This is a genomic window from Deinococcus sp. YIM 77859 (assembly GCF_000745175.1).
Taxonomy (GTDB): Bacteria; Deinococcota; Deinococci; order Deinococcales; family Deinococcaceae; genus Deinococcus.
This window is the reverse complement of record NZ_JQNI01000002.1, coordinates 786,084-807,651: the sequence shown is the minus strand read 5'-3', so window position 1 is coordinate 807,651 and position 21,568 is coordinate 786,084. Positions and strand designations below refer to the sequence as shown.

The following is a 21,568-nucleotide window of genomic DNA, read 5'->3' as shown; positions in this document are numbered from 1 at the left end:
GCTTACTTGACGTTCAGGCCCTTTTCCCGGAAGAACTTCACGGCGCCGGGGTGCAGGGGAGCAGGCAGACCCTTGACGGCCTTGTCGTAGGTGAAGGCGCTCAGGCTGGGGTGCAGCGCCTTCAGGGCCGTCTCGTTGCCGAAGGCAGCCTTCATCGCCTTGTAGACAGCGTCTTCCGGCACGGCGGTGGTGGTCACCAGGGTGGCCTGCACCGCGACGCTGGGAATGGTCGCGCCCACGCCCTTGTAGCTGCGGGCAGGAATGTTGTGGCGGACATAGAAGGGGTACTTCTTGATGAGGCTGGCCGCCTGGTTGCCGCTGACGGGCACCAGCTTCACGTCCACCGTCTGCGCGATCTGGCTGATGGCGCTGGCCCCCACCCCCACCGTATAGAAGAGGGCATCGGCGCGCTTATCCTGCATCAGGGTGATGCCCTGCGCGGGCGACACGCGCAGCGCCTGCCCCAGGTCGTCAAAGCCCAGGCCATAGGCTTCCAGCACCTGCTTGGCGGTCTGCTCGGTCCCCGATCCGAGGTCGCCGATCACGACACGCTTGCCCTTGAGGTCGGCGATGGTGTTGATGCCCGCGTCCTTGCGCGCGACCACGTGGAGCACTTCCGGGTACAGCACCGCCATGGTCCGCAGCTTGTTGTTGGCCTTGCCCTGGAAAGCCGGGAGGCCAGTCCCCTTGTAGGCGTAGTACACGATGTCGTTTTGGGCGATAGCGGCGTCAAGTTCGCCGCTGGCAAGCGCGTTCACGTTAAAGACGCTGCCGCCCGTCGAGCGCGCGTTAGCCCGCACGCCCGCCCCGGCATCGTTGATCATCTTCGCCATGCCGGTCGCGACCGGGAAATACACCCCGGTGGTGCTGCCCGAACCGATCGTGAGAAACGTGGTGCCCTGCGCGAGGGCGAGAGCCGCGGTACCCAACAGCAAAACAGCAGTGATGCGCTTCATGAAGACTCCTTCTTCTTACGAGGTTGCTTAGACGGTCGCTGTAGCCTAAAAATTCTACCACAGGCCGCTGTGGAGCCGTTTCCATACACCCGCGAGGGTTCCCGCCCCGCCAGCGTGTACACTTCGCCCCATGTCAGAACCAATCATCGTGGCGCGGGACGTGCACAAGCACTTCGGGAGCTTTCATGCGCTGCGGGGGGTGAGCCTAACGGTGCAGCCGGGCGAAGTGGTGGTGATCATCGGCCCCTCGGGCAGCGGCAAAAGCACCTTTATTCGCACCCTCAACGCCCTCGATCCCCACGATCAGGGCAGCATCACCATCGACGGCATCCCCCTCGACGGCAAGGGGCACCTCGACGAGATCCGCCGCGAGGTCGGCATGGTCTTCCAGTCCTTTAATCTCTTTCCGCACCTGACGGTGCTCGAAAACATCACCCTGGCCCCCACCCGGGTGCGCAAGCAGAGCCGCGCCGAGGCCGAGGGGCGGGCACTCGAGCTGCTGCGGCGGGTGGGGATCGAGGAACAGGCCCACAAGTACCCGGCGCAGCTCTCGGGGGGGCAGCAGCAGCGGGTGGCGATTGCGCGGGCGCTGGCGATGGATCCCAAGGTGATGCTGTTTGACGAGCCGACCAGTGCCCTGGACCCGGAGATGATCAAGGAGGTGCTGGACGTGATGAAGGAGCTGGCACGGTCGGGGATGACGATGCTGGTGGTGACGCACGAGATGGGGTTTGCGCGGGAGGTGGCGGACCGGATTTTGTTTTTTGATCGCGGGCAGATTGTGGAGGACACGACGCCCGAAGCCTTTTACACCCACCCCCAGCACGAACGCGCCCAGGCCTTTCTCAGCAAGATCCTCGGCCACTGAGGCCCCTCTCCCAGGCTGGAGCCTCCAACCCATGGGACGCCGTTCAGCCGTCCGGAGAGCATTCCTGCCGTGTTCGTCGAGGCCTGGAACGACCGCGACCCCGACCGGCTGGCATCTATCCTCGACGAGGACGCAGAATTCGTGAACGTGGTCGGCCGCTGGTGGCACGTCCGGCACGACTACGGGCTGACGCGCATCTTCTCTCCGTCCACCCTCCGGCTGCTGACCGCGAGGGTCAAGTGGCTGGCGGAGGAGATCGCCGTTGTCCATGCCCGCATGAGCCTGAACCCGGCAGAACATCTGTACGTTCGTGGTTCACGGGGGCCCGGACGGCTGGCGCTGCGCTTCCGCGCACAACACCGATGTCGTGCCGACCATGGGGACGAAGGTGGTGGACGAGGAGGGCCGCCGTGTGGGAGAGTAACTGCCCTCACGCGTCCCGCCGCAGCTTTCCGCACTGCCACCACGCGGCGGCGAACAGGGCGGCACTGAGCAGGAACACAGCCCGGTAGCCAGCGGCGTCGGCCAACAGGCCGCCCAGGACAGGAGCGAAGAGGGCCATGCCCACCAGGGTGTTGAGGGTGCCGATGTAGCGGCTGCGAGCTTCGGGCGGCGCGAGGTTGAGCAGGTGGTTGGTGTGGCCCAGGTTGAACCCCTGTAGGGCTACGCTGGAGAGGATGAACACCAGCAGGTAGGCCCAGGGGCTCAGGCCCGCGGTGCCGACGGCAAGGGCGACCAGTGGGGCGAGACCCGCAAAAAAGGCCGCGTAGCGGATGATGCGCCTTGAGCCCTTGCGCTCGGCCACGCGCTGCCACACCACGTTGGAGAGGGGCGCTGCTCCAGTGAGCGCCATGACAAAGGTGCCCAAGGTGGCGGCCGGGTAGTTCAGCTCACGCAGGGCATACACCGCGTAAAACGGCTCGCACATGCTCGCAAAGGCGAGGAGCAGGCGCACGACCAAAAAGGCCCGGAAGTACCGGTCTTGCAGTGTTTGGGGAATGGCCCGCAGCTCGTCCCGAAAGTTGCCGGGCGGCAGGGGGGGATCCGGGGGCTCGCTGACGCGTCCGAAGACGCCGTAGCCCACCGTGTAGGCAACGGTTCCCAGCAGGAAAATCAGGGCGTAGTTGAGGGGGAAGTCGAGGTCCGAGCCCAGAATCCCGCGCACGACCAGGCCGGCTCCAAACGCCAAAAGGCCCCCGTACAGGTTCCGCAGGCCAAAGAAACGGGCACGGCGTTCCGGGGGCACGGTCTTGCTCACCACTTCCAGAAAGGGCAGCCCCGCCACGCCGGACGCGAGCGCATTGAGCAGCATCGCGAGCACGAAAAGGGCCAGGCACAGCGTGGGCTGCCCGGCCAGCGTGGCGGCGACCACCACCATCGCCAGATAGGTCAGCATGCGCACCAACGCGGCGGAACGGTAGACCGGCAGCTTGTACGGAAGAGAGCGCACCCGCGCCGCCACCAGCAGCTGGGGCAGCATCCACCCGCCCGCCGCGATACCCGGCAGCAGCCCGATCACCGCATTGGGAGCTCCCAAGCGTGCTGCGAAGCCCGTGATCACGACGGAGACGCTCAGGAAGCCGTCTCCCAGAAACACCAGCCAGCCGTTGAGGATTCCCAGGCGTTCACTCGGTGTCCAGGTGGGGCGGGAGGAACGGGCGGCAGTCACGCGGGCATTATGCGCAGCGTGGCCTGAGCCTGTTCGGGATGGCGAGACAGCGGCTCTACGATCCGGGCAGCCTCAGCACACCCTCCAGGGCAGCGTAGGCCTCCGGGCGGGCCAGAAAGACGAGTTCATCCTCGGCGGTGAGGCGGGTTTCAGGACGGGGGACGCGAACCGTGCCGTCCCGAACGAGCCCCACCACCTCCACGCCGGGGGGGAGAGCCAGAACCGACACGCGGGCCCCCTGCCAACTGGGCGGCACCGCTCGGCGATACAGTTCCTGCTCGGAGGTGAGGGGAACAGGGCCCCCCTCGCTGTCGGGCAAGGGTGCGTGCAGGGGGCTTGCGGGGGAAGCCTGGCGGCGCGGCACAAAGCGCACGCCTTCGGGCAGCAACGGGACACCGACCCGCGCGCCGCTGGTGGCCCGCGACCGGGCCTGACCGGGCAGCAGACTCGACTCCCCACTGACAAGGTGGGCCAAGCCGGCGGTGAGCAGGGCGGCGGGCAACAGCGCGTCACCGCCCCAGGTCACGGCCAGCAGCGCTGCTGCCACCGGAACGTTGAGTGTCACCGTCAGAAACGCGACGGCGCCCACCAGGGTGGCGACCGCTGGATCCGTGCCCAGCAGGGTGCCCAGGCCGACCCCCAGGAGTCCCCCCACACCCACAGAGGGCAGAACGCCGCCGCCAAAGGCCAGCCGTGCACCCAGCGCGAGCAGCACCCAGCGCCACGCGCCGCTCCCCAGGCTTTCTGGCCCCAAAAACCCCGCGAGCCCCAGTTGCACCCAGCCTGCCCCGTCCCCCAGCACGGCGGGCGTGCTCCACAGCGCCGCCGCCGCCGTCAGCAGGCCAAATGCGCCGCCCAGCAGCGGACGCCAGGGGCCGGTTGTCCAGCTCGCGGGGATGACCCGGCAGGCCAGCAGCGAAGCCCACCCCACCCCGGTCACCCCCAGGGCCACCCCCAGGAAGGCTGGAAGCTGCGCCAGAGCGGGCACCTGCAAGGCTTCTACGCTAAAGAGCGGCGTGAACCCGAAAGCGGCGCCGTACACGGCGTACCCCGCCACAGCGGCCAACACGCAGGGCATCAGCACCTCGAACTCGAACTCAAAGCGGCGGTACAACACCTCGGCAATCAGGACGGCGGCAGCCAGGGGCGCGTGCAGCACGGCACCCAGGGCAGCTGCTGACCCGGCCAGCGTGAGCGTGCGCGTCTCCACTGCGTCGAGCCGGGTTGCCTGGCGCAGCAACCGCGTGCCCAGTTGGCCCACGAGCGTAAAGGGGGCGTCCCGGCCCACCAGCAAGCCTGCCGCGTGGCCCAGCAGGGTGCCCGCCAGGGTGCGCAGTTGCCGCCCTACCCCCGGCCACTGTCCCCGCGCGTGGTAGCCGCGCACCAGTTGGGTCAGGGGGTCACCCGCCTCGCCCGGCACCAGCCAGACATACGCTGCCCCCACGAGCGGCAGGGCCAGCAGGCCCCAGGGCACCGCTGTGCCGAAGGCCATCAGCAGTCCGCCCTCGCCGGGTGTGCCGGGCGGTGCATAGCCCACCACCTGCGCGGCCAGTTCGAGCAGCACGTCCAGCGCGAGGCGCAGCGGCAGACACAAGCCGCCCACGAGCACGCCCAGCAGCACGCTCAGCACCACCAGGCGTCCGGTTTCCAAGCGGATCAAGACGGCGCGCGGCAGGGGAGAACGCATCGGGAAGTATGGTAGCAGGGAGGACCAAGGGAGAAGGGGCTAGGCCTGCCGGACAAGCCCAGCGCGTCCGAGGAGGTTTTGCCGCTTGCCCCCGCTCTAACGCTTCACCCGGAGCTCAAACGCCGCTGCGTCCTCTCCCGGCAGGCTGAGGTGCAGCCAACCGCCGCTCACGCTGAGCTTGGCGTCCTGACCTCCAAACAGGCTGGCGGTGACGGTCTGGGTGTCTCCCTGCAAGCCCAGGCTCTTCAGGCGAAGGCTGTACGTTTTTCGCGTCTTGCCGTTATGCCAGGCGACAAGGACGCGTTCAGCCCCGTGCTCACGGGTCAACAGCAGGAGGTCATCTGCCAGCGGGGTGGGCACGGGCAGGAGCTTTTGCGTCCCCACGCTGAGGGCGCGGCTGGCCTTGCGGGCAGCGATCGCGTTTCGCGCCGCCTCAAAGACCTGCCGCTCCGCCGGGGTCCACTCGTTCTCGAAGCGCATGTCGCGGCGGTTGTCGGGGTCCTCGCCGCCCCGCATGGCGATCTCGGTGCCCTGCCAGATCACCGGCACCCCCCGGAGGGTCATCAGAGCGCGCAGGCCGTAGCGGGTCCGGGCTTGAGCCTGGTCAGCAAAGAGCGAGCCCTGTGCGAAGCGGGGAACGTCGTGGTTGTCCAAAAACAGCGCCACCTCGCCTGGCCGGGGCAACTCGTCCTGGCGCGAGAGCACGTTCACGACTCGGCTCAGGCTTTGGCCGCCCATGATGCTCTGGCGCATCGCCTCCTGAAGGCTGAAGTGAAACAGGCTGTCAAAGCCCGCTCGCTGCCACTCGGCCACCGTGCCGGTGTCGGCCCCGTACCATTCGCCCAGAGTCCAGGTGCCCGCCGCGCGGTCCCGAGCGAGCAGGTCCTGTACAAAGGGCTGCTCCACGTGTTTGATCGCGTCGTACCGGAAGCCGTCTACGCCCCGCGCGCGCCAGAAGTCCGCGTTGCCCAGGAGGAGCGTGCGTACCTCGGGGTGCGACTGCTTCAGGTCGGGCAAGCCGGCAAGCGGGCAATTCACGTCCTTGTCGCGTGCCTCGCTGCACTCCGCCTGCCCGTTAAACCACGCCGGACGTTTCTGAACGGCTTCTGCCGCGTAGCCGTAGTGGTTGATCACCTGGTCGAGGACCACGCGCATGCCCGCTCCATGCGCCGCTTTCACAAAGGTCTCGAACTCCGCGAGCGTTCCGAAGTGTGGGTCGACCTCCCGGAAGTCGGCGGGCCAGTACCCGTGGTAGGGCGCGGTGCCGAAGCTGTTTGTCGCCTGTTGCCGGTAGATGGGCGTCAGCCATACCGCTGTTGCTCCCAGCGCCTGAAGGTAGGGGAGCTTTGCCGTCAGGCCCGCGAGGTCCCCACCGTGCCAGGCCCGCGGGTCCGAACGGTCTACGCCAGCGTTGTTTGCCGCATTGCCGTCCGCAAACCGGTCAGGCATCACCTGGTAGATCACCTGCCCTTCAAAGGACGGCCGAAGCGGGGAGGTCTGCGCGCTGGCCAGCGAGGCAAGCAGCGCGGCACAGAGAGGAAAGCGGCGCATAGGAACATGCTAAGGGGAGAAGGCGCCTTACCCCGTGTTCCGAACCCCGGCGGCGATCCCCTGGAGGCTGAGCAGCAGGGGCCGCTCATAGCGGTCGAGGCCGCCTTCCTCGCTGCGGGCACGGCGCAGGAGCTCAGCTTGAATGCGGTGGATGGGATCGATGTACGGATTGCGCAGCCCGATGCTCTCGCGCAGCCTGGGTTCGTTGGCCAGCAGCTCGCCGCCCACAGCCTCCTGTACTCGCCGGACCGTCTCGTGGTAGGCGTCTGCCAACTTCCGCGCGAGGCGCGACGGCTCCGCCAGGCGCAGGTACTCGGCAAAGATCAGAAAGTCACTCTTGGCGAGGCTCATCTGGGCGTTGTCGAGCACCGTGCGGAAAAAGGGCCACTGGGCGTACATCTGCCGGGCGAGGTCCGGGCCGATCTCGCGCAGCCCTTCGGCCAGGCCGTACCAGCCGGGCAGGTTGGCGCGGTTTTGCGTCCAACTCATCACCCAGGGGATCGCGCGCAGGTTGGAGAGGGTGGGCGCACCGGAGCGGCGCACCGGTCGGGAGGCGATGTTGAGCCGAGCGATCTCGTGAATGGGCGTGACCGCCTCAAAAAAGGGCAGAAACTCGGGGTCATTCACCAGGGCGCGGTAGGCCCGTGCGCTGGCGTGGGCGGCGCGGGCCAGCGCTTCCGTCCACTCCGCCGGAGGGTTTTGGGCGGGGCGGGCAGCGGCCAGGAGCAGGCCGTACAGCGCCTGTTCCAGGTTGCGCCGCGCCAAGACGGGATGGCTGTATTTGTCCGCCAGCGCCTCCCCCTGCTCGGTGATGCGAATGCCCGCGTCGATCGTTCCGGCGGGTTGTCCCAGGATCGCGCGTGAGGCCGGGCCGCCACCACGCCCAATGGAGGTCCCCCGACCATGGAAAAAGCGCCAGCGAACGCCCGCGCGGCGGCACACGTCACTGATGGTGCGTTGTGCCTCGTGCAGCGCCCAGTTGGCCGCCAAGAAGCCTGCGTCCTTGTTGGAGTCGCTGTAGCCCAGCATAATCTCCTGCACGTCTTCACCCAACACCCGGCGGTACTCGGGGAGAGCGAGCAGTTCCCACACGATCTGCGGAGCGCGGGTGAGGTCGTCGAGCGTCTCGAACAGCGGCACCGGCAACACCCTAAAGCCCACCTCGCGGGCCAGCAGGAGGGGTTCAAGCACGTCGCTGACGCTCTCGCTCATGCTGATGATGTACCGGCCAAAGGCGCGCGCGCCGACCAGGCGGGTGGCGGCCTGCACCTCGCGGATGGGCCCAATCGCCCGCTCGAGCTCCTCGGGGAGCGCTTCCCCAGCAGGCCACAGGGGGCGGCGCGAGCGGAGTTCGCGGGTCAGCACCTCCTGTTTGGCGTGCTCGGGGAGGTTCAGGTAGTTGGGTTCTCCCCCGGCCTCTGCGAGCAGGCGCGCGACCGCTGCTCCCACCTGTGCGCTGTGCTCGCGGATATCTAGGCTCACCAAATGCTGGCCGAACACCCGCGCGACGGTGAGGAGCGGCGTGAGCAGCAGGTCGGCACTGCGGTGCTGCCCATCTTCCTCCAGCCGGGCCCTCAGCGCTTCTAGGCGGGGCAAAAGGTCAACCGGCTCGCCATCCCGCACCGCGCCATACAGCGCGCGCAGCTCCGTGCGGTACGAGGTCTGGTCCGGCGGGTCCAGGTTCTCCTGGCTGAGGTCCGTGTACGCCTGCCGCACCGCCGCGAGCAGCAGGTCGCGCGCCCGTTCGCGGTGGAGCGTGAGGGCCTCGCGGGTGGCTTCTGGCGTCACAAAGGGATTGCCGTCCCGGTCCCCGCCCATCCACGAGGAGAAAGAAAGGGGCAAAACGGCGCTTGTTGCGCGCCCGTACACCCGCTGAAAGGCCCGGCGCAGGTCCCGCTGCAATTCGGGCAGCGCCTGGGCAATGGAGGCGACGTAGTGGAGCCCGCCCTTGACCTCGTCCAGCACGGTGGGTTTCAGGCGGCGCAGCTCCGGCGTTCCCCACAGCGCCTCGACGTGGGCGGCGACCCGCTCCAGCGCTTCCCCCTCCAGGTGGGGGAGATCCCGCGCGATCTCCACCAGATGACTGCGAACGGTGCGGCGGCGCATCTCCGTGGGGTGGGCGGTAAAGGTCAGCCCCAGGTTCAACCGCGCGAGCAGGGCTTCTGCCTCCTCAGCGCTCACGCCCTGCTCACGCAGTTCCGTGAGGGCCTCTTCTAGGCTCTGGGGCCGCACGCCCTGGCGGCTCGAGAGCACCCGCACCCGCTCATGCTCCTCGGCCAGGTTCACGAGCTGGAAGTACCAGGTAAAGGCGCGCACCAGGTTTCCGGCTGTCCGCGCGTCGAGGCTGGCGAGCAGCTCGCGCAGTTCGGTGTCGTTGCCCCCGGCGCGCACCTCGCGCACCAGAGCACGCGTGCGCTCCACCAGGTCGAAGAACGCCTCGCCCTCCTGTTCCTTGAGCACCTGCCCCAGCGTGCGCCCCAGGACGTTCACGTCACTCCTGATATTCATGTGCCGCTCCCATGCGAGGCAGCATAGACGGCGGCGGAACACAGCCGGTGGCAGGTGTGAGGACAACTTCGCGCGGGGGTTTGGCCTCCTCTACTCCTCTCCCGCTTCGGTGAGGTGCACCCGCTCAATGCGCAGGGTGCGGTTGTCCGAGAGTTCCAGGGCGACGCCGTTGAGCTCTGCCGGACCCCCTGCCACGCTGAAGCGGTGGGGCCGCTCGGTCAGGAATTTCTGAATCGGGCCCTGCGGGTCGGCCCCAATCACGCTACGGGACGGCCCGGTCAAGCCCGCGTCCGTTTGAAACCCTGTTCCCCGGGGCAGGAGGCGCGTGTCGGCGGTTGGCACGTGGGTATGGGTGCCGATCACCGCGGCGACCCGCCCGTCGAGGTACCAGGCGAGCGCGGCTTTTTCGCTGGTCGCCTCCGCATGCAGGTCTACGAACACGTGGCCGAGGTCGGGCCGCTGAAGGAGTTCATCCATGGCGAGAAAGGGGTTGGCGACCGGCTCCATAAAGACCCGGCCCAGGAGGTTGACCACCGTCAGACGTTCTTGTTCCCCGGAGGCGCCCAGCACCTCAAAGGTGCGCCAGCCCACGCCCGGCGTTCCGGGGTCGCTGGTGTTCAGCGGCCGCACGATGGGGTAGCTCGCCTCGTCCAGCAGAAGCGAGTACACGTCCTTGTGGTGCCAGGCGTGGTTTCCCAGGGTGATGCAGTCGGCCCCCGCCCGCAGGATCGCTTCGGCGGCTTCACGGTGGAGGCCAAAGCCTCCGGCGGCGTTCTCACCATTCACGATCACGAAGTCAAACCGGGGACGCAGGGTCGGGAGGTGGGTTCCCAGGATTCGGCGGCCCGGTTGCCCGTAGACGTCGCCCACAAACAGCACGCGCAGCATGACGTCACCTTAGCGTGACGCAGAAGCCCTTCATCACGCCCCCCTCACAGGGGAAGCTTTAGGCTAAGCCTGTATGGTTGCCCTGCCTCACCTCCGCGACCGCCGCCCCGGCGTTGGCCCAGGTCCGCAGCGGAGGGTTCGTGCTTGAGCAGCTGGGCGACCGAGCGAGGGCCACTGCCCTGCCCCTGGTTCCGCGCTGCGCCGTTCTGGACACGGCCATTCACCTGCTGTGCCTGTGGCAGGAGGACGGACAAGAGGGCCATCCGCGGCGGACCATGGCCCGCGCCGAACAGTTGGCACGGGCGCTGAGGCTTCCTGCCCGCCGGGTGCGCGCAGTGCGTTGGGGAGCGGCGCTGCACGACATCGGCAAGGAGCAGGTGCCGCCAGCGATTCTCCAGAAACCCGGGCCGCTTGATCCCCTAGAACAGCAGACGATCCGCCAGCACCCCGACTGGGGGGTAGCGCGGCTTGCCGGACTGCCCTGGCTGCCGCAGGAGACGCTGCACGCGGTGCGGCACCACCACGAGCGTTGGGACGGCCAGGGGTACCCGCTGGGCCTGTACGGGTCCGCCATTCCCCTGAGTGCGCGCATCGTCGCCCTGGCAGATGTGTACGACGCCCTGACGAATCGCCGGGTGTACAAGGCGGCCTGGACGACCGAACAGGCGGCCCTCTACCTGCTTGCGGAGGTTGGGCGGCAGTTTGACCCGGAGCTCACCCGACTCTTTGTGGGGCACGTGCTGGGCTTTCCGCATCTGCTCGCCTGGACCCGTACGCGGGAGGTCGATGGATTCCGGCCCCAGCCGTAGCCTCTAGGAAAGCGCCAAAGGCTCACTCCAGATAGGGTGCGAACCGGCGCAGGGTGGAGGCGTCGGGGTTGGGCTGGACACGCAGCAGGCGGTTGCCACTAAAGGTCAGCAGCAGGGTGGGCACCGGGGCGGCCTGGGCGGTGAGGCGAGCCTGTCCGCTCAGCAGGGCCTGGGCCGTGCGGGTGTCCAAGGTCAGCGTTTGCGCGCTGAGGGCAGGAGCCGCGGCCTTGACGCTGCCCCGCGCCGTGACAAAGCCGGTCTTCAGATGCAGCACCAACTGGTCCGCCGTGAGCTGTTTGAGCCGTGCGTCCGTGTAGGTGACGCCACCCGACGCCGTGAGGGTCCCCCGCTGAAGGTCATACGTGACGTTCGGGGCGCGCAGCGTGCCGCCCTGGCGGGTGGTCAGCGTCGCTGCCTTGGCGCTGAGGCGTTCGCCGGGTTGGAGTTCCAGGTGTCCGGCGGTCAGTTTCAGACCGCTGCGGGCATCGCTGACGGTGCCCCCCTGGGGGAAGTGGGTCGCGCCCGTTTCCAGATTGAGATTCTGTGGTCCGCGCGGCGTGACATTCAGCCCACCAAAGGTGACCGCGCTGCCGGTGCCCAGCGTCAGCGCGGCCAGCAGGGAAAGAAGAGGACGCTGCATGGACCCAGGCTAGCGCCCCGCCCCTGAGCGGTGTGAGCGAACGCGTCAGCTCCGGTTCAGAAGGAGCCCGGTTTCGGCGCGGCTGTGGTTCTTTCTGCGCCCGCTGGCGGTACACTCGCCCCAGTGAAGCGTCTCCTTCTTCTCCTGCTCCTCGCGGCGTCCACAGTGTTCGCCGCGCCCCGCGTGGGGACCCATGAGGGCTACACGCGGGTGGTCTTCGACCTGCCCCGCGCCACCACCGCCCAGACCAAGGTCACCGGGCAGAGCGTCACCGTCAAACTGGGCCTGACCCTCCCCGCCGCGCAGGGCAAATTGAATGCGCCCGGGGTGACTGCCTACGCCGTAGCGGGCGGCACGGTGACCGTCACTCTGGCAAAGGGGTACACCCGGGCTCAGGTGAGTGTGCTGCCGCCGCGGGACGGTCAGGGTGCCCGCCTGGTGATCGACGTGCCCGCCCGTTCCTCTGCCGGGGTCGCCGCTGCCCCCGCCCGACCGACGGCGGTGACACGCCCGGCAAGCACGACCAAGGTCACGCGGCCCCGTGTGGTGCTGGACCCCGGACACGGCGGCAACGACCCGGGAATGCAAAGCCGCTGGGTCCAGGAGGAGCAGATTACGCTCGACGTGGCCCTACGGGTGCGCGACGAACTGCGCCGGCATGGTGTGGATGTGGTGATGACGCGCGAGACGGACCGCCACCTCCATCCGAACAAAGCCGCTGACCTCGACGCCCGCTCCAGGCTCGCCAGCAACGCGAACACCAGCGCCTTTGTCAGCATTCACGTGAATGCCTCGGTGAACCCGGCCGCGCACGGCATCGAGACCTACTACTTCGGACAGCCGCTGGGCGGGCAAAACCGCAGCCTCGCCATCGCGGAAAACGGTGGCGGCAGCATCGGTCAGGAACTGACCCGGCAGGCAGCCAGCAGCGCCCAGAACCTGCTCGGTGACCTTCTTGCCCAGGCCAAGCTCGCCTTTTCCCGCCAGCTCGCTCAAAAGGTCCAGTCCCGCCTCATCGCTGCGACCGGGGCCTATGACCGTGGCGTCCAGACCGACGCCTTTTACGTGATTCGTAATCCCACCACGCCTGCCATTCTGATCGAGATCGGCTTTGGTTCCAGCCCCGTAGAGGGCCCCCGCCTCGCCCAGCCGGCCTACCGCGACCGAATCGCGCACGCCATCGCCCGGGCCATCCTGGACTTTTTGAACATGAAGTGAGCTACCCGTAGACCGCGCAAGGGAGCTGCCTAGCGCCGCTTTTTCACGGTCCACGCCTGCTCGCTGATGCCCGCTGCCTGGTTGGCCGCGCGCGCCATCACAAACAGCAGGTCGGAGACGCGGTTGAGGTACACCTGAACCTGGGGATTGATCGCCTCCTCCTGGGCAAGGCGAATCACCTCCCGCTCGGCACGGCGAGCAACGGTACGGGCCACGTGCAGGGCCGCAGCTGTTGGCGTGCCGCCGGGATGCACAAACCCCGTAAAGGGCGGAGCCTGATCCTGATAGCGGTCGATCATCGCCTCCAAAAAGGAGACGTCCTCCGCGTCAATGCGGCTGAGATTTTTCGCGTACGGGCTCTCCTGCCGGGTCGCGAGGTCTGCGCCCAGGTCGAACAGCGCATTCTGGAGGTACTCCAGGTCCGCGTCCAAGACGGCGTTCGGCGGCTCGCTGTGCCCGTTGTGGGCCCGTGCCAGCCCCAGGACGCTGTTGAGTTCATCCACTGTGCCGTAGGCTTCGACCCGCGCGTGCCCCTTGCTGACCCGGTCGGCGCCGTAGAGACCGGTGGTGCCTTGGTCACCCGTTCTGGTATAGAGCTTCATGGCAGACAGGGTAGAGGGTGATGGCCCGCACTGGGCCCACAAGGTCGAGCCTACCCGCCGCGACCCACCTCCTGCCCCGGGAGTCGACCTGTCTTCTCCGTGAGCTCGCGCAGTTGCAGGGCGAGTTCCGGACGCAGCTGCGTCGCGTCAAATCGCCAGGTCCAGTTGTGGGGGCCGCTGGTGCCGGGCAGGTTCATGCGGCTTTCGCTGCCCAGGTTCAGCACGTCCTGCAGGGGCACGACGGCGAGATTGGGGCGACTGGCGAACGCGAGCTGGGTGAGCTGCCAGGCGAATGTCTCCTCGCTGGGCTGCGTCTGGGTGTAGGCGCGAAAATTCTGCCGCTCCTGCTCGTCCGCATTCTGCCACCAGCCGCGCGAGGTGTCGTTGTCGTGGGTGCCGGTGTATACGACCTGGTTTGCCCGCAGGTTGTGCGGCAAAAAGGCATTCACGCTGAAGTCGCCGCCGCCAAAGGCGAATTGCAGCACGGCCATGCCGGGCAGCGCGAAGTCGTCGCGCAGCTGCTCGACGTCGGGCGTCACCACACCCAGGTCCTCCGCGATGATCGGCATGTCGCCCAGGGCTTCCTGGACCGCCTTGAGAAGCGCGTGGCCGGGGGCCGGCACCCACTGGCCATGCACGGCGGTCTCGGCGGGATAAGGAATCTCCCAGTAGGCGGCAAAGCCCCGGAAGTGGTCGACGCGAATCAGATCGTACAGCTTCAGGCTGCCCCGGAACCGCCAGGTCCACCAACGGAAGCCGTCGCGCTCCATCACGTCCCAGCGGTAGAGCGGATTGCCCCACAGTTGCCCCGTCTCGCTGAAGTAGTCGGGCGGCACGCCCGCGACCACGGTCGGTTGGCCCTGCTCGTCGAAATGAAATTGCTCGCGGTTTGCCCAGGCGTCGCTGGAATCCAGCGCCACGAAGATGGGGATGTCTCCGATGATCTGAATTCCTCGCTCGCGGGCATACGCGCGGAGCGCTCGCCACTGCCGAAAAAACAGGAACTGGATGAACTTCACCCGCTCGATGGCCGGAGCAAGCTGTTCGCGGGCTCGGGCGAGCGCCTCCGGCTCGCGGTCACGGGTGGCCGGCTCCCAGGCATTCCAAGGGAGCCCCCCGTGGACGTCCTTGAGGGCCATGAACAGGGCGTAGTCGTCCAGCCACGCGGCTTCTTCTGCCGCAAAGGCCTCGAACTCGGCCCGCAGCTCGGGATGCGCCCCAGAGACGAAGTGGGCATGCGCGCGCGTGAGCATCTGGGTGCGCCACACGTACTGCATTCCGAAGTCCACCCGAGCGGGGCTGAAGTCGGGCATCCCCGCAAAGTCGCTCGCCTGGAGTAGCCCTTCCTCATGCAGTGTCGTCAGATCGATGAGGTAGGGGTTTCCGGCAAAGGCACTGAACGCCTGGTACGGGCTGTCCCCGTACCCGGTCGGGCCAAGCGGCAACACCTGCCAGTACGTCTGTCCGGCCTGCGCCAGCCAGTCCACGAACTGCCGCGCGGACGCGCCCAGCTCCCCGATCCCGTAGGGCCCCGGGAGGCTGGTGGGATGCAGCAGGATACCGCTCGAACGCTTGATGGTCATGGGATTCCTCCAGGGGGAATGGGTGTTGGAAGTGATTCCAGAAAAGGAGCATGCGGGGCGAGGCGGGAGGTGCTAGGAAAACGGCGCTTCAGCCTTGGCTTTGTTTTCCCTCGCTCCTGCGGCCTCACCCTGCGCCCTTACTCGTACTTGACTTCCAGCACTTCGAAGGTTGCTGGCCCTTTGGGCAGCGGCACGGTGACCGTTTCCCCCGCACGTTTGCCGCTGAGGGCCTGGCCGATTGGGCTGGCGTCACTGATCTTGCCCCGGAGGACGTCGACCTCGTAGGTGCCGACAAGCTCGAACTGCCGCTCGTTGCCCTTTTCGTCACGAACGCGGACCTTGGCGCCCAGACCGATGCCGCCCGAGGCGTCCTCCTCGATGATTTGGGCGCGTTCAAGCTGGTCTTCGAGCTCAAGGATGCGCGCCTCGTTCTCGCTCTGCTGCATCCGCGCCTCGTCGTACGCTGCGCTTTCGCGCAGGTCGCCGTCCGCAATCGCCGAGCCCATGTACTCGCTGATCTGCTCGCGCCGGGTGGTCTTGAGGTATTCCAGGGTTTCCCGCAACTTTTCGTAACCCCGCCGGGTCATGGGGATGCGTGCTTTTGTCATAGCGGCCAATTATAGGCCACCCGTGCCGCTGAGCGCTTCTGCTTCGTCCAGCCCCGAGGGGAGGGGTTCAAAGAGCGGCAGATTGTCGATGAGCCGCACGCCGAACATCCGGGCTGCGATCAGCACGCGGGCCAAAGGGTCCAGTTCCACCCGCTCGCGTTCCCTGAGGTCACGGTCCACGATCGCCAGGTAATCGAGCTGCACCTCCGGTTCTGTTTGCAACACGGCGAGCCCGGCCTGCCGCAAACGAGCGGCGTCACGTTCGCCCGCTTCGGCTGCCGCCTGCACGGCCCGCAGCGCGCGGGAAAGGACAGCGGCCCGCTCCCGCTGCTCCGGCGTCAGGTAGCTGTTGCGGCTGCTGAGGGCCAGCCCCGAGACTTCGCGTACCGTCGGCACGCCCACAATCTCGACCGGTACATTCAGGTCGCGCACCATCTGCCGCACCACCGCGAGCTGCTGCCAGTCCTTTTCTCCGAAGTATGCTCGCTCGGGCCGGACGATATTCAGGAGCTTGAGCACCACCGTCGCCACACCGGCAAAGTGGCCCGGACGCGCGCTTCCCTCCAGCGGCTCCGACGCGCCGCCGACCGCTACGGTGGTCGCGTAGCCCGGCGGGTACATCGTGTCGACGTCGGGATGAAACAGCAGGGCCGCCCCCGCTGCCCCCGCGACCGTGAGGTCACGCTGCAGGTCGCGCGGGTAGCGGCTGAGATCCTCGTTCACACCAAACTGCTTCGGGTTGACGAAGACGCTCACGACCACGGTGTCACACTCCGAGCGAGCTCGGCGGATCAAAGCCCCATGCCCCTCGTGCAGGTACCCCATGGTGGGGACAAATCCCACGCGGCCCTTGTCTGTCAGTGCCTCCCGCAGCGCCTGCGGGGTCTTGACCACCAGCGGCGTCAATCGCGGCCCCCGTCCAGCCCCAGCGCGTTCACGAGGCCGTCCAGCACCCAGCTCACCACCGTCAGAATCAGTGCGCCCACAATGGCCGCGCCCAAGCCCGCCACGTCCAGGGCCGTGACGCTCGCCACCAGCCACAGCACCACGCCATTGACCACCAGGGTAAAGAGCCCCAGCGTCAACAGGTTGAGCGGGAGACTCAGGAGGAGCAGAACGGGGCGAATAAGCGCATTGACCACCCCCAGCACCAGCGCCGCAAGCAGGATGCTCACCGCGTCCGCACCAGGCGCAAAGGTGACCCCCGCGTACAGCCGCGTCACAAGGTACAGGGCCAGCGCGTTCACCAGCAGCCGAATCAGAAAGCCCATACGCTGAGCATACGGCGCTGGGTGGCGGGGCGCAGGGATTTCCCCGAGCCGAGCTGACGGCTACGGTGCCCGCACGATTCGCGCCTCATGGGGGCGCAGGGGGAGGCCGCTTACCGGAAGATCGTTTCGGCTGCTGAGTAGGGTTTCGCCCGCGGCCACGTCGCCCACGTCCCGCGTCTCCCCGCTGAAGTTGAGCAGCACGGTGAGCCGCTCGTTCCCCAGCGTGCGCTCAAAGGCAAACACATCCGGGTGCCCCGCCTCCAGCGAGCGGTAGTCGCCGCCGACCAGGGCCGGGTGGTCGCGCCGCAGCCGCGTCAGGGCGCGGAAGTAGTTCAGGTCGCTGTGCGGATCACCCTCCTGCACCTGCACATTCACGCGGTCGGCATCCGCCGCGAGGGGCAGCCACGGAGTCACGCCCGGCAGGGTGAAGCCTGCGCCTTCGCTGCTGTCCCACTGCATCGGCGTGCGCTCGGGGTCGCGGCTGGCGGCGGGCACGTCAGGCTGCTGGAGCCCCGCCGGGTCCACCATCTTTTCAAAGGGAATCGGGACATTTTCCATGCCGATCTCATCCCCGTAGTAGACGGTCGGCGTGCCGCGCAGGGTGAGCAGCAGGGTCTGGGCCACCCGGTACTGGGCGGCGCCCACGCGGGTCTTGAAACGCGGCTGGTCATGATTCCCCAGCACCCAGTTGGGCCAGGTGTGCACCGCCCGGCACGCGGCGTCGTAGGCATCGGCAAAGGTGCGGATCTCGCCCGCGTCCCAGGGCATCAGAATGAGGTGGAAGTTAAAAGGCAGGTGCACCAGCGGCGCGTCCTGTGTGCCCGCGTAGGGGAGGAGCCGCTCGACCGGCAGGTAGATCTCGCCGACCATCATGCGGTCTTCGAACTCGTCCAGCACCTGCCGCAGCTCGCGGATGTAGGTGAACGTCTCCGGCTGGTCTTGGGTATAGAGATGCAGGAGCTGCGCGTGCTCGATCTGACCGGGGCGCCAGTCGGGGTTGGGGGGCTCGTCGCGGAACTCGGCGTCTTCGGCAAGCAGCCAGATCACGTCCACCCGAAAGCCGTCGACCCCCCGGCGCATCCAGAAGCGCAGCACCTCCGCCATCGCGGCGCGTACCTCGGGGTGACGCCAGTTCAGGTCCGGCTGCCCCGGCAGGAACTGGTGGAGGTAATACTGGCCGCTTTTCTCGTCGAGTGTCCAGGCCGGGCCACCGAAGTGTGACTTCCAGTTGTTGGGCGGCCCGCCGTCCGGCGCTGGATCGCGCCACACGTACCAGTCACGTTTCGGGCTGTCTTTGCCCTGTCTGGCCTCCTGAAACCAGGGGTGATCCGAGGACGTGTGGTTGGGCACGTAGTCGAGCATCACCTTCAGCCCCAGCCGGTGCGCCTCGGCAACCAGCGCGTCAAAGTCGGAGAGGGTTCCGAAGAGCGGATCGATATCGCAGTAATCCGCCACGTCGTACCCGAAGTCGCGCATAGGACTGGTAAAGATGGGGGAAAGCCACACCGCCTCCACCCCCAGCGAGGCCACGTACGGCAGCCGCGCCAGGATGCCCCGCAGGTCACCCACGCCGTCGCCGGAGGCGTCCTGAAAGGACCGGGGGTAGATCTGGTAGATGATCCCGCGTTGCCACCACTTCAGCTCACCGCTCAGGGACTGGGTCATGCCCAGAAGCGTAGCAGGAAAAGGGGCCATCTGAAACGATTCAGTCGCCGGTCGGTGGCCCGGCTGAACGCTGCTTGCCCCCACCCTCAAGGAGGGGCTTGCGCGTCTTGTTTGGTCGGGCGCTCGCTCTGGGCCGCCCCCGGCTTACCGGTGCGGCTCGATCACAATGATGCCGCTCTGGAGACGAGCGAGTTCCGCCTCGTGTGGCCCCTCCAGCTTCCGCATGGTGCTGAGGCTGCTGCCTTCGGGGGCGCGGGCCACGGCGTCCCCGATGCGAATCTGAGTGCTCGCAATAGGCCGCGCCCAAACGATGGCATCGGCATTCCCGCCGTAGCCCGCATGGACGACGCCGCGCAGCGCGCCCATCACGATCACGTCGCCCCCCGCAACGACTTCTGCGCCGGGGTTCACGTCCCCCAGAATCACCACGCTGCCCCGGTACTCGCCCCGAAAGCCCGCGCGTACACCGTGCGGGAGAATCACCGTGCGGGCGCTGCCCTCCTCGCCTCCTGCCGCTGGGCCGGTCACCGTGACGCGCGGGGCACGAATCCGCCCGGGTGTGCCGCCTGCGGCTCGCACCGCCGCGAGGGCCGCTTCCAGCGCGGCGGGGTCCGCGTCGCCCTGCACCTCCAGCGTGACGCTGGCGTGGAGCAGTTCGGTGCGAGCCGCCAGGGCCTGCGCCACACTCTCGGCGGTGTCGCCCGGTTCGAGAAGGAGATTCATGCCGCCGAGCGTCCCGCGAAGCTTCATCCTCGTCATCTTAGCGGACGCTTGGTGATCTCATGAGTGTGCAGGGGCCGGACCGTGGTATAGAATGTGACTTATGCAGATTCAGGAGGGCACCCTTGGTGCAGCTTGATCCCGGCGCGGTCGTCACTGGCCGCGTGACGCGCGTGACCGACTTCGGTGCGTTTATCCAGTTTGAGAACGGCGAGACCGGCCTGGTTCACATCTCGCAGATCGCGCACTCCTTCGTGCGGAACATCCACGACCACGTCCGCGAGGGCGAGACGGTGGAAGTCAAAGTGCTGGGCCGCGACGAGCGGGGCCGCCTCGACCTTTCCATCAAGGAGTTGCTGGACGAACCCGAGGAGTTGCCGCGCCCCCGAGCCATAGGCCGCCAGAGCCCTCAGTTTGAGGCCAAGCTGCGTTCTTTTATGCGGGACGCCAAGGAGCGAACAGGCGGCGGTAGCGGCAAGAAGGGCCCCGCCAGCACGAAGCGCAAGAAGTAAGGCATTTCCGGGGAGGTCCGCCCCACTCTCGCCGTGCTGAACGGGCTGGCGAGGGTTGCCCGCAACGCTGAGCCCAGAGCCCTGCCCCCCTAGGTGGGGCTCTTTGTTGTGGCCTGTCTTTTTCCCGTACTGTACCCCCATGTCCAACCTCAAACAAAGCCGCCCGGAGGCGGATGTGATCGTCGTGGGGGCCGGTTTGGCGGGGCTTGTGGCGACCGCAGAGCTGGCGGACGCGGGCAAGCGGGTGCTGCTTCTTGACCAAGAGGGCGAGCAGAATCTGGGCGGGCAGGCCTACTGGTCCTTTGGCGGCCTGTTCTTTGTGGATAGCCCTGAACAGCGTCGCCTGGGGATCCGCGACTCTCGTGAGCTCGCTGGACGCGACTGGAGCACGGCGGCTTGCTTTGACCGCCCGGAGGACCACTGGCCCCGGAAGTGGGCAGAAGCGTACCTGGACTTCGCCGCTGGCGAAAAGCGTGCCTGGCTGCACCGCCTGGGGCTGCGCTGGTTTCCCGCGGTGGGCTGGGCCGAGCGCGGTGGGGCGGGAGCCGGACTTCCCGGCAACAGCGTGCCGCGCTTTCACATCACCTGGGGAACGGGACCGGGGGTGCTGGAGCCCTTTGTGCGGCGGGTGCGCGAGCATGCGGCGGCGGGGCGCGTACAGTTGCGGTTTCGGCACCGCGTGCGCGGGCTGAACATCACGGGCGGAGCGGTTCATGGCGTCTACGGGGACATTCTCGAACCGTCTGAGGTGGCCCGCGGCGAGGCGAGTTCGCGCGTTGTGGTGGGTGACTTCTCGCTTCATGCCGGGGCTGTGCTGGTGACCTCGGGTGGCATCGGCGGGAATCATGACCTGGTGCGCCGCTACTGGCCGGCGGAGCGGCTGGGCCCCCCGCCTGCTGAAATGGTGTCGGGCGTCCCGAAGCATGTGGACGGCCTGCTGCAACAGCAGGTGTGGGCGGCCGGGGCGAACCTCATCAACCCAGACCGCATGTGGCACTACACCGAGGGCCTGCGCAACTGGAACCCCATCTGGCCCAACCACGGCATTCGTATCCTGCCGGGGCCGAGCAGCCTGTGGCTTGACCCCACCGGGCGGCGGTTGCCCTTTCCACACATTCCCGGCGGCAGCTCCCTGGATACCTTGCAGCACATCACCACCCACGGCTACCCCCACACCTGGTTCCTGCTCAACCGCGCGATGATCAAGCGTGAGTTCGCCCTGTCGGGCAGCGAGCAAAACCCCGATCTGACCGGCAAAAACCTGCGGCTGACCCTCAGGCGTGCCGGCAAGGCCGTGCAGGCCCCCGTGCAGGCGTTTATGGACCACGGGGCCGATTTTGTCGTGCGGGACAATTTGCGCGACCTGGTCAGCGGCATGAACGCGCTGACCGGCCAGGAGCTCGTGGACTACCGCACGGTCGAACGGGAGGTCCGCGACCGTGACCTTCAGACCTCGAATGTTGCAGGAAAGGACGCGCAGCTCGCCATCGCTCGGGGGGCGCGCCAGTTCCTGAGTGAGCGCCTCATCCGGGTGGCCAAGCCCGCGCCCATCCTGGATCCCGCGGGGGGGCCCCTGATCGCCGTGCGGCTCAATCTCCTCACCCGCAAGTCGCTCGGTGGGCTAGAAACAGATCTCCAGGGCCGTGTCCTGCGCCCCGGCAGCGAAGTGTTTTCCGGCCTGTACGCGGCGGGAGAGGTGGCGGGCTTCGGGGGCGGCGGAATGCACGGGTACCGAGCGCTGGAGGGCACCTTCCTGGGTGGCTGCCTCTTCAGTGGACGGGTGGCGGGACGCGCGATTGCCGCGGCACTTTGA

The 21,568-nt window shown here is 67.6% G+C and carries 19 protein-coding genes; 5 read left to right on the top strand and 14 right to left on the bottom strand.

The genetic code is table 11. The features are described 5' to 3' along the window. Positions 1–2 precede the first annotated feature (2 nt). The gene (locus EI73_RS04055) at positions 3–956 is read right to left on the bottom strand and encodes a TAXI family TRAP transporter solute-binding subunit (RefSeq protein WP_034384499.1); all 954 of its coding nucleotides are present in this window, start codon (positions 954–956) and stop codon (positions 3–5) included. 130 nt (positions 957–1,086) lie between these two features. Here EI73_RS04055 and EI73_RS04050 point away from each other — a divergent pair, with 130 nt between their 5' ends. After that, entirely contained in the window at positions 1,087–1,824 is a 738-nt protein-coding gene (locus tag EI73_RS04050; RefSeq protein WP_034384497.1) for an amino acid ABC transporter ATP-binding protein, read from the top strand. A 430-nt stretch (positions 1,825–2,254) separates the two neighbouring features. Here EI73_RS04050 and EI73_RS04045 read toward each other — a convergent pair whose 3' ends face one another. From EI73_RS04045 to EI73_RS04025, 5 genes are all read right to left on the bottom strand, one after another. Then, on the bottom strand, positions 2,255–3,493 hold the full coding sequence (locus EI73_RS04045; protein WP_034384496.1) for an MFS transporter: 1,239 nt from the start codon (positions 3,491–3,493) through the stop codon (positions 2,255–2,257). A gap of 55 nt (positions 3,494–3,548) precedes the next feature. Next, complete coding sequence (locus EI73_RS04040; protein WP_034384495.1) at positions 3,549–5,180, bottom strand: chloride channel protein; 1,632 nt, start codon at positions 5,178–5,180, stop codon at positions 3,549–3,551. A gap of 96 nt (positions 5,181–5,276) precedes the next feature. Next, positions 5,277–6,731 carry an alpha-amylase family glycosyl hydrolase gene (locus tag EI73_RS04035; protein ID WP_034384494.1) on the bottom strand — a complete coding sequence of 485 codons (1,455 nt, stop codon included), beginning with the start codon at positions 6,729–6,731 and terminating at the stop codon, positions 5,277–5,279. A 27-nt stretch (positions 6,732–6,758) separates the two neighbouring features. Beyond that, positions 6,759–9,239 (bottom strand): phosphoenolpyruvate carboxylase, encoded by a 2,481-nt coding sequence (locus tag EI73_RS04030; protein ID WP_034384493.1) that lies wholly within the window; start codon positions 9,237–9,239, stop codon positions 6,759–6,761. Positions 9,240–9,329: 90 nt separating this feature from the next. After that, positions 9,330–10,127 carry a TIGR00282 family metallophosphoesterase gene (locus tag EI73_RS04025; RefSeq protein ID WP_034384491.1) on the bottom strand — a complete coding sequence of 266 codons (798 nt, stop codon included), beginning with the start codon at positions 10,125–10,127 and terminating at the stop codon, positions 9,330–9,332. Between the two features lie 140 nt (positions 10,128–10,267). Between EI73_RS04025 and EI73_RS04020 the strand changes: the two genes are divergently transcribed. Further along, on the top strand, positions 10,268–10,936 hold the full coding sequence (locus EI73_RS04020; RefSeq protein WP_051935406.1) for an HD-GYP domain-containing protein: 669 nt from the start codon (positions 10,268–10,270) through the stop codon (positions 10,934–10,936). Positions 10,937–10,958: 22 nt separating this feature from the next. On the opposite strand, the gene EI73_RS04015 is transcribed toward EI73_RS04020, so the two are convergent. Further along, a complete protein-coding gene (locus EI73_RS04015) occupies positions 10,959–11,576 on the bottom strand; it encodes a hypothetical protein (RefSeq protein WP_034384490.1) in 618 nt (205 codons plus the stop codon). 123 nt (positions 11,577–11,699) lie between these two features. Between EI73_RS04015 and EI73_RS04010 the strand changes: the two genes are divergently transcribed. Then, the gene (locus EI73_RS04010; RefSeq protein WP_034384489.1) at positions 11,700–12,794 is read left to right on the top strand and encodes an N-acetylmuramoyl-L-alanine amidase; all 1,095 of its coding nucleotides are present in this window, start codon (positions 11,700–11,702) and stop codon (positions 12,792–12,794) included. Positions 12,795–12,823: 29 nt separating this feature from the next. On the opposite strand, the gene EI73_RS04005 is transcribed toward EI73_RS04010, so the two are convergent. The 7 genes from EI73_RS04005 to EI73_RS03975 form a co-directional block, all read right to left on the bottom strand. After that, the gene (locus EI73_RS04005; RefSeq protein WP_034384487.1) at positions 12,824–13,396 is read right to left on the bottom strand and encodes a cob(I)yrinic acid a,c-diamide adenosyltransferase; all 573 of its coding nucleotides are present in this window, start codon (positions 13,394–13,396) and stop codon (positions 12,824–12,826) included. A gap of 50 nt (positions 13,397–13,446) precedes the next feature. After that, on the bottom strand, positions 13,447–14,979 hold the full coding sequence (malQ, locus tag EI73_RS04000; RefSeq protein WP_034384485.1) for a 4-alpha-glucanotransferase: 1,533 nt from the start codon (positions 14,977–14,979) through the stop codon (positions 13,447–13,449). Between the two features lie 137 nt (positions 14,980–15,116). Then, positions 15,117–15,587, bottom strand: a complete 471-nt coding sequence (greA, locus tag EI73_RS03995) for a transcription elongation factor GreA (RefSeq protein ID WP_034384483.1) — start codon at positions 15,585–15,587, stop codon at positions 15,117–15,119. A 9-nt stretch (positions 15,588–15,596) separates the two neighbouring features. Beyond that, on the bottom strand, positions 15,597–16,484 hold the full coding sequence (gene panC / locus EI73_RS03990) for a pantoate--beta-alanine ligase (protein WP_231557345.1): 888 nt from the start codon (positions 16,482–16,484) through the stop codon (positions 15,597–15,599). A gap of 5 nt (positions 16,485–16,489) precedes the next feature. Further along, complete coding sequence (locus tag EI73_RS03985) at positions 16,490–16,858, bottom strand: phage holin family protein (RefSeq protein ID WP_034384481.1); 369 nt, start codon at positions 16,856–16,858, stop codon at positions 16,490–16,492. Between the two features lie 60 nt (positions 16,859–16,918). Then, entirely contained in the window at positions 16,919–18,523 is a 1,605-nt protein-coding gene (locus EI73_RS03980; RefSeq protein WP_034387693.1) for an alpha-amylase family glycosyl hydrolase, read from the bottom strand. 144 nt (positions 18,524–18,667) lie between these two features. Beyond that, entirely contained in the window at positions 18,668–19,273 is a 606-nt protein-coding gene (locus EI73_RS03975; protein WP_034384479.1) for a septum site-determining protein MinC, read from the bottom strand. A gap of 95 nt (positions 19,274–19,368) precedes the next feature. Here EI73_RS03975 and EI73_RS03970 point away from each other — a divergent pair, with 95 nt between their 5' ends. Next, the gene (locus EI73_RS03970) at positions 19,369–19,755 is read left to right on the top strand and encodes a S1 RNA-binding domain-containing protein (RefSeq protein ID WP_034384478.1); all 387 of its coding nucleotides are present in this window, start codon (positions 19,369–19,371) and stop codon (positions 19,753–19,755) included. Between the two features lie 139 nt (positions 19,756–19,894). Further along, positions 19,895–21,568 (top strand): FAD-binding dehydrogenase, encoded by a 1,674-nt coding sequence (locus EI73_RS03965; RefSeq protein WP_034384476.1) that lies wholly within the window; start codon positions 19,895–19,897, stop codon positions 21,566–21,568.

Coding starts and splice junctions, on each gene's coding strand:
- EI73_RS04055 (WP_034384499.1), bottom strand. CDS start 956: ATGAAGCGCATCACTGCTGTTTTGCTGTTGGGTACCGCGGCTCTCGCC.
- EI73_RS04050 (WP_034384497.1), top strand. CDS start 1,087: ATGTCAGAACCAATCATCGTGGCGCGGGACGTGCACAAGCACTTCGGG.
- EI73_RS04040 (WP_034384495.1), bottom strand. CDS start 5,180: ATGCGTTCTCCCCTGCCGCGCGCCGTCTTGATCCGCTTGGAAACCGGA.
- EI73_RS04035 (WP_034384494.1), bottom strand. CDS start 6,731: ATGCGCCGCTTTCCTCTCTGTGCCGCGCTGCTTGCCTCGCTGGCCAGC.
- EI73_RS04030 (WP_034384493.1), bottom strand. CDS start 9,239: ATGAATATCAGGAGTGACGTGAACGTCCTGGGGCGCACGCTGGGGCAG.
- EI73_RS04025 (WP_034384491.1), bottom strand. CDS start 10,127: ATGCTGCGCGTGCTGTTTGTGGGCGACGTCTACGGGCAACCGGGCCGC.
- EI73_RS04015 (WP_034384490.1), bottom strand. CDS start 11,576: ATGCAGCGTCCTCTTCTTTCCCTGCTGGCCGCGCTGACGCTGGGCACC.
- EI73_RS04005 (WP_034384487.1), bottom strand. CDS start 13,396: ATGAAGCTCTATACCAGAACGGGTGACCAAGGCACCACCGGTCTCTAC.
- malQ (WP_034384485.1), bottom strand. CDS start 14,979: ATGACCATCAAGCGTTCGAGCGGTATCCTGCTGCATCCCACCAGCCTC.
- greA (WP_034384483.1), bottom strand. CDS start 15,587: ATGACAAAAGCACGCATCCCCATGACCCGGCGGGGTTACGAAAAGTTG.
- EI73_RS03985 (WP_034384481.1), bottom strand. CDS start 16,858: ATGGGCTTTCTGATTCGGCTGCTGGTGAACGCGCTGGCCCTGTACCTT.
- EI73_RS03980 (WP_034387693.1), bottom strand. CDS start 18,523: ATGACCCAGTCCCTGAGCGGTGAGCTGAAGTGGTGGCAACGCGGGATC.
- EI73_RS03975 (WP_034384479.1), bottom strand. CDS start 19,273: ATGAAGCTTCGCGGGACGCTCGGCGGCATGAATCTCCTTCTCGAACCG.
- EI73_RS03965 (WP_034384476.1), top strand. CDS start 19,895: ATGTCCAACCTCAAACAAAGCCGCCCGGAGGCGGATGTGATCGTCGTG.